Below are 11,586 nucleotides of genomic sequence, written 5' to 3' on the forward strand. Positions count from 1 at the left end.
GTCGTTCCTCGCATGGGCGATCGTCAACAACAACCAGCCCGTTCCCGACGTGTTCTCCAAGATGACCAAAATCGCAGCTTCGGGCCGACTGGGCCTAATATGTCAGGGTTTAAGGGTGCCGATAGACTGCAACCATTGCTCTACAAGTTGGGGCCAACGCCCGATCGGTAGCTTGGTGGGGCGAACACCGAACGCATGCCCGCCTTCGGCATAGACATGCAGTTCGGCAGGGATGCCTGCTTCCTTGAGAGCCACGTAATAAGTCAGGGATTGTAACGCATTATCGACATTGTCGTTTTCGGCGTGAAGGAGGAATGTTGGCGGGGTGTTGGGCTGCACCTTTATGTCGGGACGCAATTTCAAATCTGTCGGATCGCGAGTGGCTCTGTCCTCATCTTCATGTGCCCAAAGATGACCGGGATAAAGGATGACGGCGAAGTCGGGGCGGGAACTCAGCCTGTCCGCATCATCTACTGGCGCATAGGAGCGCGTTGCGAAATTGGTGCTTAATGCCGCTGCCAGATGGCCCCCGGCAGAGAATCCGATCACGCCGATCTTGCGAGGATCGATCTGTAATTGCTTCGCGCGTTGGCGTATCAGGCCCATAGTTCTCTGGGCGTCCTGTAGAGCGGTGAACACTTTGGGATAATAGCGCTCGCCGTTCCGTATTGTCGGACCGGAGTCCGGCACCCGGTATTTCAGCAGGATACAGGTAATGCCCTTGGACGTGAGCCAATCGCAGATTTCTGTTCCTTCCAAATCCATGGCCAAGAACTGATAGCCGCCGCCGGGGAGGACCACCGCAGCCGTACCCGTATTCTGCCCCTTGGGTGAATAGATCGTCATGGTAGGCTTGCTGACGTCGTTCGCCCTCGGCCACCATTCCCGACCCGGAGGGGGGCCGACCGATTCAGGTTTTGCGTCGGGCAAAGGATCGGGGACCGGCCCGGGCCATATGGCCTCTTGCACGTAACCTGGTGCTGGCTTCCATGTAGCCGCGTCATTATCAAAGAAGATAGCCCAGGCGACGGTAGCCGAACCGGCGGCGTTCCGCCGCCAGCTCACGCAACCGCGCCCGCAAGGGCGCATCATCAACCCTTGTCGGTTGATACCGGATCACCCTGCGGCTCACGCCAACCAGACTGCACGCCCGACGCTCGCTCAGCCCGTGATGTTCACGAGCATGGGCGACCGCTTCCCGCTTCGCGCCGGGCGTCACCATTTTTTTGACGCCAGATCCTTCAATACGACATTGTCGAGCATCGCCTCGGCCAGTAGCTTCTTCAGCCGGGAGTTCTCCTCCTCCAGCGTCCGCAGGCGCCGGGCCTCCGACACCTCTAGCCCGCCATATTTCGACTTCCATTTGTAGAACGTCGCAGAGCTGATCCCGTGACGCCGGCACACATCTGCCGTCGCCATGCCAGCCTCCTGCTCCTTCAAGATCGCGATGATCTGCTCTTCGCTGAACCTGCTGCGCTTCATTCCGTCCGACTCCTTTCGTCGGACTCTACCTAAAATCGGTCACATTTCAGGGGCTCACGTCACAGCTCCTGTCTTCAATCCCGTCTACGGTTCACGCGTGCGGCGGCGAAACACGACCACCATCGCCTTCTCCGCTTACACCATTTCGCCACCGTCTTGGGGTTGATCCGCGGCGCCCGGCGCAGCGTCGCGACCAAAGCCTGCGGGTGCGTCCTTCCATTCCGACGAAGGGATCGCACCATCAAACCGTGGGGTCAAACATCCGAGACGCGGACGCCTTCGTCATGCGGGGCTGTCCGCGCCTTGCCTGATATGGTTCAGCAACAAGCTCGACACGGAGTCGGGGCATTGATCGACGATGAAATGCCCCGCCCCTTCGACAATCTCGAACCGGAAGGGTCCGGTCACATAGTCGGACGTCAGTTCCGCCGCATAGCGCCCGACCGTCGCGTCTTGCGTGCCCCAGATATAGAGGGTGGGCAGGTCGATAGCCGGCGTCTGCGCGCCCGTGAAACCGCTGGCGCGATACCAGTTGATCGCGCCTTCCACCCCGCCCGGCTCGGCGAGCTTGGCGATGTGAACGGCTGCGATCTCCGGCGGCACATATTGGGTTTCCAGCGCTTCCCGCAAGGGTCGAAGTCCGTCCACCCGCATCCGGTCATAGGCGTCCGCATCCTTCAGGAAGCGGTGGTGACGCGAACGCTCCGGCTGTTCCGGGTCTTCCGCCATCGCCCGCGCAAACGCCGCCGGATGCGGTCGCGACAAGACGCTCAGCGTGCGGATCCGCTCCGGATGAGCTGCTGCAAGCAACCATGCGATCTGCCCGCCCCAGTCATGTCCCACCAGATGGAAGTTCGGGATGTCCAGCGCCTCCATCAGGTCGACCGCATCCTGAACGATGAACTCCACCCGGTAGGAATCCTGGTCGGCTGGGCGCGCGCCCGTGGAATAGCCGCGCTGGTCGGGCGCGATGACCCGAAAGCCCGCCGCCGACAGCGCCTCGACCTGGGCATGCCACATATAGCGCGATTCCGGGAAGCCATGGAGCAGCAGAACGGTCTGCTCATGCTCGTGACCCGCGATGTCGACGGTGAATTCAAGGTCGTTCAGGCTGACGCAGCGCGTTTCGATCATGTCTGTCTGCTATCGGCCGATTATTCTGCGGTCGGGCTTTTGTAGAAGGAATAGCGCATCGTCGAAAACAGCCGGTGGACCATCGGCTCGAACGCTTCGAGCGGCATGCTTTCATAATTGGCATCGAACGCGGACTGATCGTAGAGGTGGCAGAAATCCGCCGTGTACTCGAAATGCGGGTGGCCCCTGAACTTCTCCCGCATATGCTGGTCTTCGCCGATATGGTGGAAGAAATAGTAGCCTTGGAAGATGGCGTGCTTCTCCACCATCCAATGGTTCTTTTCAGAGACATAGGGCTTCAGGATCGCGGCCGCGAGATCGGCATGATTGCCCGAACCCAGCGTATCGCCAATGTCGTGCAGCAGGGCGCACACGACATATTCCTCGTCCATCCCCGCCCGATAGGCGCGCGTGGCAGACTGGACGCTATGTTCCAGCCGATCGACCGGCAAGCCACCGAAGTCGCCGTCCAGCAACTTCAGATGCGTCAATATCCGGTTGGACAAGCCCGCGTGGAAGGGCTTGTAATGGCTGTCGATGATCGCCCAGTCCTCTCTGGTGGAATCCGCCATTTGCGTGAAATGGGTCGTGGCGCCTTCGATTTCCTTGGTGTCGGACATGGTCGGACTTTCTTGCATGAGCATCAATATAGTCAGGCGTCGAAGCCCGGCAGTTGACGATGCAGGCGGCGCAGGCAGCCCGGCCAGATCAGTTCATAGGCGGACTGGCCGCCCTCCAGCCGGAGCGGGCCACGCGCCGCCATTTGACGGGCAACGGTATCCTGCGCTTCTTCCGGCGCGATCAACACGCCGTCGCGTCCTGCGGTCAGCGCCATGACCTGAATCTTGCAGGCCCGCTCCAATATGAACATGGTCCGCCAGCAATCCCCCGCATCCAGCCCGACCGCCAGCGTCCCGTGATTGCGGAGCAGCATCGCCGCGTTGTTGCCGAGGTCAGCGACCAGCCGCTCGCGCTCATCCAGATCGAGCGCGATGCCTTCATAGTCATGATAGGCAAGCTCGGGCAGGATCGCGAGCGCGGTCTGGCTGAGCGGCAGCAACCCCTCCTTCTGCGCCGACACGGCGATGCCCTGATCGGTATGAAGATGCATCACGAACTTCACATCCTCCCGCGCGCCATGGATCGCCGAGTGGATGGTGAAACCCGCCGCATTGACCTTGTAGGGCGTATCCTGAACGATATTGCCCTCCATATCGATCTTCACCAGCGACGACGCCGTCATTTCCTCGAAGAAGATGCCGTAGGGGTTGATGAGAAAATGCTCTTCCGGCCCCGGCACCCGTGCGGAGATATGGGTATAGACCATATCGTCCCAACCATGCAGAGCCACGAGCCGATACAGCGCGGCGAGATCGACCCGCATCCGCCATTCCGCTTCGCTCACCTGACTTTTCAATGAAGGTGTCGGCGACCAAGAACCGTCAGCCATTGCAATCTCCTTTAGCAATTCCGTCGAAAGGCGAGCCAGCGACATCGGCAGAGGGCGGAGCCATCCTCACTTGCCGGTCCGCGCGAGATAGGCGATGTCGTTGGCGGTGTTGGCGCTGATATCGGGCGCGCATCGCGGCAAAATCTCGACCGCATGCACCGTCCCGATCAAGGAGCGGCACCGCGCGGGCACGCCCGCCGCCAGCAGCTTGCGATAGAAAGCGACGCCTTCGTCATGAAGGGGATCGCACTCATTCACACTGATGACGGTTTGCGGCAGCCCTTTTAGATCGTCTTCAGACGCGAAGATGGGCCAAGCCAGCGGGTCTTTCCGCTCGAACGCCTCGATACCATAGGCCAGCGTCAGGCGATTGTTGCCGATGCTGATGAAGATGCCTTCATTATTGTGCGATGACGGATGATCAGGGTGCGGCCACTGCCCTGCGATGAAGGGGCACAGCGAATAGACGCCGTTGATAAGGCCGATGTCGCCGTCACGATTAAGCTTCAGCGCGGTCGCCAGCGCCAGATTGCCGCCGCCGCTCTCGCCGGCAAGCGTGATCCGGTCAGGATCGATCTGCAACTCCTCCGCATGCGCGTGGACCCATTTCAGCCCGGAAACACAGTCGTTGAGGCCGGCGGGAAAGGGCGCGATTTCAGGCGCGGAAGACGGCAGCAGGCTGTTGCGGAAATCGACCATGGCGACCGCTACGCCCTGCGCTGCGATGATGCTGCCCCATCCCCGATAATTGGGGTCGAAGGCGGACAAGGTCGCCATCCCGCCGCCATGCATATAGTAGACGCAGGGCAGGACGCCCGCGCCTTCGGGGCGGATATACTGGATCTTGATCTCATTCCCGTCGGGCTGCGAAATGAAGGTCTTGGTTTCATAGATGATGCCGGAGGACGGCGCAGACGCTTCGCACACGGCTTCCGCAAAAAATTGCGCGTCGGCCGCTACGGCCGCCTGCGCTTCGGGCGTGTGCATGAATTCGATCAGCTCTTCGCGCGTAAGCAGATCGGACGCGGCCGGCGCGCCATATTCGCCGAAAACAGCCTTGATCCGTGGATCGATCCGATGGTCATTCAAGAGCTTAGTCATTCTATCCGACATTCCCCAAGTGGCCTTCCGCTTGACTTCAAGATCGCCTGATTTTGCTCGCTGGGCAAGCGTTTTTCGCCCCGAGCGATGTCTGTCGTCGCGCAAACGGCCGAAGTCGGGTGGATCAAGCCTCGAACCCGCAGCATTCTGGCCCGGCAGAGCCGCTTTTCCGCGCGGCAGACGGACCTGTCCTGCCGCTTTCGTTCAGCTTGGGCATGGATCGTGGTCATGCGCATGACGGAGGCGTTCGAAGACGGCGGATGGCGGCAAGGACGGCCCGCACCATCGGGCCGGTGACGGCGACCTCGGCCAACTGGAAGGTAATGGCGCGGGCGTGGCGGACGACGCGGGCGCCGATCTTGATCAGCTTGAGTTGCAGGCTGGTCAACGACCAGTCCGCCATGGCCTCGGGCAGTTCGATGCAGCGCAGGAAGGTTGCCAGGTTGTAGGCCAGCGCGTGCAGTTGCAGCCGCACCTCGTTGTGCCGGAACTTCCGGCATGACAGCCGCGTCCAGCGAAAGGCATATTTGCCTTCCTTGATGTGCTGCTCTGCGGTGCCGCGCTGGTTGTAGAACCTCACCACCCAGTCTGGCTCCATCGGCAGGTTGGTGACGATGAAGCCGACTTTGGGGAACAGCTCGCCCGGATGCCATTCGATCTTGGCGATGACGCGGCGCGGCTTGTCCCAGGACGCCGCCTGATACTCGAAGTCCTCGAAGAACCGTTTGACCTTGGTCAGCGAAGGCCGTCCCACGGGCCGTGTCAGCCGATGCGCGATCTTCTCGCGCAAGACGGCGTTGGCGGGCAGACGGATGGCGTAGAAGAACCTGGCTTCTTCCAGCCGCATATAGATCGCGGGGATCGCGTAGGCAGCGTCGGCCCGGAAGAAGCGTCCACCAAGGTCGCGGCCAGCATATCGGGCAATGACGGGATCAAGGACATCCCGCCAGCCATCGGCGCTGTGGACATTGCCGTTACGCAGGGCGCAGCGCTCCAGCATGCCAAACTGGTTGAACAAGAAGATGGGGTGATAGCAGGTGCAGTCGAAATGCCCGTTCCAGGCAGCACCTTCCTGATCGCCGTGGGTGGGGCTGACCGAGCTGTCCATGTCCAGCACGATGTATTTCAACCCGTTGCGGTCATGAAACCGGTCGATCCATTGGCCGTTCAGATCGGCCAGCGCCGCCCGGTTCGCGGCCAGAGCCAGCGTCTCGGTCTCGAACCGTCCCATCTGCGATGCCGAAGCAGCTTGCGCCTCGACGGCCCTGCCGCCAACGACCTGACGCATCACGGGATCGAGGGCCAAGCGGTCGGCATCGTTCACATCCTCGTATCCGGCCAGTCGTCCGAACACCGATTGCCGGAACAATCCGTCAAGCCGATGGAGCGTGTTCTTCCCGGTGCGGCTGTCTCGCAGCGCCTCCGACGCCAGATTGGACAGGCCGAGCACGTCATCAAGCTCGCGCATCACCAGCAGGCCACCGTCTGAACTGATCTGCGCACCACGGAACTCCAGACGCACACGGCGGTCGAAATCAACCCGATCTCCCCGCGCCAAGCCCGCACCCTCCAGGTGATCCATGAAACGCGCCCCTCGCAGCCGTCAACGCCATGATTTATATGCGAAATATCACGATTACGACAGCGAAATCAGCGACTTACTTGGAGAATGTGGGATCAATCGCGCTTGCAGTGGCGATTGGCGGGCTAAACATGGTGACAGCCGTGAAGATCGAGCCAAGTGCCCCAAGGCCAACACATATTGATGCGGTCAGCTTTTTCATCGCTCGGTCATTTTATCCCTTACGAAAGGCTATGGAATTACAGGGTGACGGCTTTGAAATGACAAGGCAAGCCTCGCCACGGCACGACAATCAGGTGTTGCCCGCTACCCTCATGCCTCACCGCCGCTAGGGCTGTCGCCCTGGCGGCTGAACAGGCGTGACCAGAATCCGCGCTGGGGGGTGGGTTGAGGGGCCGCGCGCTGATCGGTCAGGGCAAGCCGCTGCGCCTGTTCCCGCCAAGCGTTCCGTTCTTCACGCAGCTCTGCAACCTGCTCCCGCAACAGCCTGTTTTCAGCCTGTAAACCGGGGGTGTCACTACTTGTTAAACCATCCTGTAAAGGTTGCTGCACCTCGTTTACAGGGGGCCAGACGCGGAACAACTCGACAGGTTCAATGCGCCATTCGCCATTATCGGCTTTTTCGGCGGAAACCCGGCCCGTCTTGATCGCCTTCATAAGCGTTTGGCGGGTGACACCGACCTTTTCCGATGCTTCTCTTAGGGTGATACCCATAGTGTCACTCGCTGTTAAGTGGGTTTGTATAGTATCTATATACCGGTTGCATCGTCATCGGGCGAGGCGTCGGATGCGCGAAGCTTGTTGCCTAGGCCAGTGACTAGCTGGGAGAGTTCCTCTTGCATCGCTGGATCAGGTTCCGGTTCATCCAGAGCGGGAAGGGCCGGTTCCATGCCATCGAAAAAGGGCTGGGATGGAGGGGGAAGCCCGTCCCCTGCGGGCAACTGCTGTTCGCCGGGGAACAGGCGGGGCAGCTTCCGCAATGGTTCCTGTTGCCCTAGCTCCCCCCGGTCCGGCTGTTCGTCCTCGGCCAGCACCACAGTTGCGCTGAACAGCGAATAACGTAGCCCTTCGCGGGGGCCATGCCACGCCACCCGATCATTGACGACATAGGCGTTCACGGTGCCCCGGTCCCCGATCTGGCGGACTTCGACCCAGCGGCCTTCCACGAGGTCTTGAATCGCCCGCACGATGGTGCGCCGGTTGCAGCCCATGAGCTTAGCTAGGACGGATTGCGATGCCACCACCGCGTTGTGCTGGCCGATCCGCGCAACGAGGATGTGGAGCAACGCGGAGGCGCGGGGACTTTTCACCGACATGCGCGCCCAAGCCTCATGGGTGGCCCGATCAGTTTGAACCCATGTCCCTGTCGGAGAGGGGGCAGCGGGTAAGGTGCGCGTATCTGTCACAGGGGTGTGACTCCGGTGTCGAGAAATTGGACAAACACCGGTCGCAAAACAAGACTTGCCTGTCAAGTTACAGGACAGACCTGTGACTCCTAGGAGTCACACCCCTGTGACTCCTAGGAGTCACACCCCCCCCCATCAAGATATTGAAATAATTACATAAAAAATCTCGCCCTTCTAATGATCTAAAGGGGGTGCGAGCGCGGACCTAAGCGCTGGCGAAGCAGCCCCTTTAGATAAGAACAAAAAGTGAACAATGAGTGCCGCTAGTCGCGGCACGCGTTAGGGCGCATGACGGACAGGAATCCGCATCCCTTCCACGTCGCACACGCTGCAAGGTCGCAATTGGCTATCAGGGGGTGCAGGAGGCGATTTCCGGCCCGTAGAGCGCAGGGAGGCGCTTGGGGGGTAGTTTTCGCCATCCAAGGGCTTGGCGGTGCCCTGACGGGCACCAGAGGGCAATCAGGGGTATCCGGCTTCGCGCTGGTGACGAAGGGCAAGGACATAGACGGCATCATCGGCAGGGTCATGCCGGTAGAGCGCGACATAGCCGCTCGACCCGAACCCGATCACCAGTTCACGCAGCCCCTCTTCCCCGTCGAATGGGCGGCCTATATCCGGCGTGGTTTGAAGGGCGAGCAGGCGGGCGGCGATCACCTGACCGGCCCGCGCCGCCGCTTCCGGGTTCTTCCCCTCCAGAAACGTCCGGCAATGGACCATGCCGAGACGGGCGCGGGGAGTGACGATCAGACGTGGCACGGCGGGCATTCGCCTTCATCAGCGGTGCCCCAGCTATTGAGCCAGTCGGCCATTTCCTCGCCGGTCAGGTGCAGCCCGGTTTCCTGATATTCGGCCCATGAGGCGAGGGCTTCGGCCTTGAAGCTTTCGCGGGCTTCCTCGCGGTCCACATAGGCCCGGATCGCCTCGCACATGATCCAGTGGGCCGACCTATCGCGGATCGCGGCGAGGTGCTGAACCCGGCCCTTGAGCGTGTCGTCAATTTTGAGAGAGGTAGCCATATCGCACCTTCGGGATTGAGGTATCACCTAGTGATACTACGATATAGGGGCAGATACCAGCCATGTCAGGGCTGTTGCTCATAGAGGGGCACCCACTTGCCCCTGCACGTCTGGGCCTTGGCGTCCCATCGTGCGGTGCATCCGTATAGCTGACGCTCGATCTTGGGTTCCTGCGCCCAGCGATAGGCGAGGGCCGCGGCGAAGATCAGGCCCAGCCCGATCAGGGCGGCGTAGAGCCATCCCTTCAGGCGCTCCCAGCCTATGGCCTCGTTGACCCGCTGAAGCTGCGCAGCGGCCCGCAGAAGTTCGTTGAGCGCGTTCTGGGTCTGCTGCCCCGCTTCGGCGCGCTGACGGGCTTCCTGCTCGATCTGGCGGGACAGGGCGGCGGCCTGCTGGGCGACCCCTTCGGCCCCGGCCTTGCGCATGGCGTCGAGCAGGTCACGATAGTCCGTGTGGGGATCGGAGGGAGGGGGCGCGTCGAACTCGGCAGGGTCGAAGGGATCAGGCATCGGCGGGGCCTCCCTTGAAGGTCCAGCCCTCGAACGCCTTACGGTCCTGATCGCGGCTAATGCGGTTCATCAGGTCAGTGAGACGGGATTCCCATGCTGGGTCTTTCATGGCGGCATCAAGGAGCAGGCCGCCGAGGATGATCTTGCGGCGGGCATCGGCCTTGCGGTTCAGGGTGGCGGCGCGGGCTTCCAGTGCCTGCAACCGGGCCTTGGCCTGCTGGACCTTGCGACGTGCGCTTTCGATAGCCTCTGGCGTTGGAGCGGCCATGGTCAATCCTTTCGCTGCGCGATATTGATAGCACCGGACCCGACCGAGCGAAAGAGAGGAAGGGCGCACTTATGCAAACTTGCGTTTGCGTGCGTCAGGGGATACCCCTGAACCCCAGCGGGCTATCGCCCGCGCCATGCTCCCGCATGGCAAAGGTAGGGCGCGGCGATGGCGAGCTTCCATCTTGCGGTGAAAACGATAGGCCGTTCCGCCGGTCGCAGTGCGACGGCGGCGGCGGCCTATCGTGCGGGTGTCGAAATCACGGACGAGCGCACCGGCCTCGTCCATGATTACACCCGCAAGCAGGGCGTCGAGCATAGCGCGCTTGTCGTGCCCGCTGACGCCCCGGCATGGGCCAACGACCGCGCCGCGCTCTGGAACGCCGCCGAGCAGGCCGAGACGCGCAAGAACTCCACCGTCGCCCGCGAATATGAAATCGCGCTTCCGGCCGAGTTGTCGGCCGAGGCGCGGCGTGAGCTTGCGCTGGGCCTCGCGCGGGAGATCAGCGAGCGGCATGGGGTGGCGGTGGACGTGGCGATCCACGCACCAGGTCGCGAGGGCGACCAGCGCAACCACCATGCCCATCTGCTGACGACGACGCGGCGGATCGGCCCGGAAGGGCTGGGCGAGAAGACCCGCGAACTGGACCAGAAGACGAGCGGGGAGGTCGAGCGCTGGCGTGGCCGGTGGGCCGAGATGCAGAATGTCGCCCTTGAGCGCGCCGGTAGCGTGGAGCGGGTGGACCATCGCAGTCACCAGCGGCAGGGGATCGAGCAGGAGGCGACCGTGCATATGGGGCCGAGCGCGACGGCGATGGAACGCCGCGCCGAGCATCAGGCGATGCGGGAGGGGCGGGCCTATGAGCCGGTGACGATGGTGGGCCAGCACAACGCCGGCGTCATCGAGCGGCGGGGCCTGCGCCAGTATATCGAGCGGGGGACCGAGTGGCTACGCGATGCGGGGCAGCGCATATCGGGCAGGCTGCATGCGTTCGCGGCGACCTTGAGCGGCGCGGTCGATCGCGATCGGCGCGATGCCGCCGAGGCGCAGCGTCAGGAGCAGCTTGCCGCCGAGCGCGCGCGTGAGCAGGCACAGGAGCGCCAGCAGGCGCAGGAACGGGAGAAGGTGGCGGATAAGTTCAGGACCATAGCCGGGAAGCGTGAGGCGGGCGCCCACGGCTATGGCGACCATAACAGCGACTGGAAGGCGACCCCGGAGGCGCTCCGCAAGGCGGTGGATGCCTATAACGGGGCGAACCAGCACACCAAGGATCTCTACATCGAGCAGATCCAGCGCGAACCCCAAATGGCGCGGGCGGTGGGGCAGTTGCTCCATGAGCGCGAGCTGGTCCTGCAACGGGATCGCGGCATGAGCCTATGAGGGTGACGGGAAACCCTGAAATCGGGGTTTTCGTGCGGATTTTCAATCCGTCAGGGTTTTTCGTGCAGCCAGATCGCGGCGGCGGCGTGGTCGCGACCGGAAGGCCAGCCATGCGCGGATTCATGTGATTTCCGACAGGGGACATTAAGCGCCCGCCCTTAATAGGCCCAGTCGGCCCGAAGCTGCGATTTTGGCCATGTTGAAGAACAAAGATTGAACATGGCGATCTACCAGGCTCGCTCTTGTCCTCCAATCTCG

13 protein-coding genes and 1 pseudogene are annotated in these 11,586 nt (G+C 62.1%); 1 reads left to right on the top strand and 13 read right to left on the bottom strand.

Annotation, left to right across the window (positions count from 1 at the left end):
• Window positions 1-102: 102 nt before the first annotated feature.
• The 13 genes and pseudogenes from GGR43_RS22680 to GGR43_RS22740 form a co-directional block, all read right to left on the bottom strand.
• Window positions 103-846, bottom strand: a complete 744-nt coding sequence (locus GGR43_RS22680) for an alpha/beta hydrolase (RefSeq protein WP_246343990.1) — start codon at window positions 844-846, stop codon at window positions 103-105.
• Between the two features lie 163 nt (window positions 847-1,009).
• A pseudogene (locus GGR43_RS22685) lies at window positions 1,010-1,482 on the bottom strand (transposase); the annotation flags it as partial.
• A 282-nt stretch (window positions 1,483-1,764) separates the two neighbouring features.
• Window positions 1,765-2,616: an alpha/beta fold hydrolase gene (locus tag GGR43_RS22690; RefSeq protein WP_021320046.1), complete on the bottom strand. Its 852-nt coding sequence runs from the start codon at window positions 2,614-2,616 to the stop codon at window positions 1,765-1,767.
• Window positions 2,617-2,636: 20 nt separating this feature from the next.
• Window positions 2,637-3,236 carry an HD domain-containing protein gene (locus tag GGR43_RS22695; RefSeq protein ID WP_188074013.1) on the bottom strand — a complete coding sequence of 200 codons (600 nt, stop codon included), beginning with the start codon at window positions 3,234-3,236 and terminating at the stop codon, window positions 2,637-2,639.
• A gap of 32 nt (window positions 3,237-3,268) precedes the next feature.
• A complete protein-coding gene (locus GGR43_RS22700) occupies window positions 3,269-4,066 on the bottom strand; it encodes a class II aldolase/adducin family protein (protein ID WP_031295781.1) in 798 nt (265 codons plus the stop codon).
• A gap of 66 nt (window positions 4,067-4,132) precedes the next feature.
• Entirely contained in the window at window positions 4,133-5,272 is a 1,140-nt protein-coding gene (locus GGR43_RS22705; RefSeq protein WP_223177579.1) for an alpha/beta hydrolase, read from the bottom strand.
• A 121-nt stretch (window positions 5,273-5,393) separates the two neighbouring features.
• Window positions 5,394-6,749 carry an IS1380-like element ISPme1 family transposase gene (locus GGR43_RS22710; RefSeq protein WP_012112698.1) on the bottom strand — a complete coding sequence of 452 codons (1,356 nt, stop codon included), beginning with the start codon at window positions 6,747-6,749 and terminating at the stop codon, window positions 5,394-5,396.
• Between the two features lie 312 nt (window positions 6,750-7,061).
• On the bottom strand, window positions 7,062-7,463 hold the full coding sequence (locus GGR43_RS22715; RefSeq protein WP_126000349.1) for a hypothetical protein: 402 nt from the start codon (window positions 7,461-7,463) through the stop codon (window positions 7,062-7,064).
• 35 nt (window positions 7,464-7,498) lie between these two features.
• A complete protein-coding gene (locus tag GGR43_RS22720; RefSeq protein WP_223177580.1) occupies window positions 7,499-8,065 on the bottom strand; it encodes a helix-turn-helix domain-containing protein in 567 nt (188 codons plus the stop codon).
• A 549-nt stretch (window positions 8,066-8,614) separates the two neighbouring features.
• Window positions 8,615-8,920: a type II toxin-antitoxin system RelE/ParE family toxin gene (locus GGR43_RS22725; protein WP_126000351.1), complete on the bottom strand. Its 306-nt coding sequence runs from the start codon at window positions 8,918-8,920 to the stop codon at window positions 8,615-8,617.
• Complete coding sequence (locus GGR43_RS22730) at window positions 8,899-9,171, bottom strand: CopG family ribbon-helix-helix protein (protein WP_004266914.1); 273 nt, start codon at window positions 9,169-9,171, stop codon at window positions 8,899-8,901. The genes GGR43_RS22725 and GGR43_RS22730 overlap by 22 nt, the downstream gene beginning before the upstream one ends.
• Before the next feature lie 65 nt (window positions 9,172-9,236).
• Window positions 9,237-9,680, bottom strand: coding sequence for a hypothetical protein (locus GGR43_RS22735; protein ID WP_126000352.1), 444 nt, complete (start codon window positions 9,678-9,680; stop codon window positions 9,237-9,239).
• A complete protein-coding gene (locus tag GGR43_RS22740; protein WP_126000353.1) occupies window positions 9,673-9,948 on the bottom strand; it encodes a mobilization protein in 276 nt (91 codons plus the stop codon). The genes GGR43_RS22735 and GGR43_RS22740 overlap by 8 nt, the downstream gene beginning before the upstream one ends.
• Before the next feature lie 168 nt (window positions 9,949-10,116).
• Here GGR43_RS22740 and mobQ point away from each other — a divergent pair, with 168 nt between their 5' ends.
• Window positions 10,117-11,328, top strand: coding sequence for a MobQ family relaxase (mobQ, locus tag GGR43_RS22745; protein ID WP_188074014.1), 1,212 nt, complete (start codon window positions 10,117-10,119; stop codon window positions 11,326-11,328).
• The last annotated feature ends 258 nt before the right edge of the window (window positions 11,329-11,586 follow it).

It is taken from the genome of Sphingobium jiangsuense (assembly GCF_014196495.1).
Classification (GTDB): Bacteria; Pseudomonadota; Alphaproteobacteria; order Sphingomonadales; family Sphingomonadaceae; genus Sphingobium; species Sphingobium jiangsuense.

What these genes read in the sequence shown, in the direction of transcription:
- GGR43_RS22710 (WP_012112698.1), bottom strand. Translation starts at nt 6,749, where the DNA reads ATGGATCACCTGGAGGGTGCGGGCTTGGCGCGGGGAGATCGGGTTGAT.
- GGR43_RS22720 (WP_223177580.1), bottom strand. Translation starts at nt 8,065, where the DNA reads ATGTCGGTGAAAAGTCCCCGCGCCTCCGCGTTGCTCCACATCCTCGTT.
- mobQ (WP_188074014.1), top strand. Translation starts at nt 10,117, where the DNA reads ATGGCGAGCTTCCATCTTGCGGTGAAAACGATAGGCCGTTCCGCCGGT.
- GGR43_RS22695 (WP_188074013.1), bottom strand. Translation starts at nt 3,236, where the DNA reads ATGTCCGACACCAAGGAAATCGAAGGCGCCACGACCCATTTCACGCAA.
- GGR43_RS22730 (WP_004266914.1), bottom strand. Translation starts at nt 9,171, where the DNA reads ATGGCTACCTCTCTCAAAATTGACGACACGCTCAAGGGCCGGGTTCAG.
- GGR43_RS22725 (WP_126000351.1), bottom strand. Translation starts at nt 8,920, where the DNA reads ATGCCCGCCGTGCCACGTCTGATCGTCACTCCCCGCGCCCGTCTCGGC.
- GGR43_RS22715 (WP_126000349.1), bottom strand. Translation starts at nt 7,463, where the DNA reads ATGGGTATCACCCTAAGAGAAGCATCGGAAAAGGTCGGTGTCACCCGC.
- GGR43_RS22740 (WP_126000353.1), bottom strand. Translation starts at nt 9,948, where the DNA reads ATGGCCGCTCCAACGCCAGAGGCTATCGAAAGCGCACGTCGCAAGGTC.
- GGR43_RS22690 (WP_021320046.1), bottom strand. Translation starts at nt 2,616, where the DNA reads ATGATCGAAACGCGCTGCGTCAGCCTGAACGACCTTGAATTCACCGTC.
- GGR43_RS22680 (WP_246343990.1), bottom strand. Translation starts at nt 846, where the DNA reads ATGACGATCTATTCACCCAAGGGGCAGAATACGGGTACGGCTGCGGTG.
- GGR43_RS22700 (WP_031295781.1), bottom strand. Translation starts at nt 4,066, where the DNA reads ATGGCTGACGGTTCTTGGTCGCCGACACCTTCATTGAAAAGTCAGGTG.
- GGR43_RS22735 (WP_126000352.1), bottom strand. Translation starts at nt 9,680, where the DNA reads ATGCCTGATCCCTTCGACCCTGCCGAGTTCGACGCGCCCCCTCCCTCC.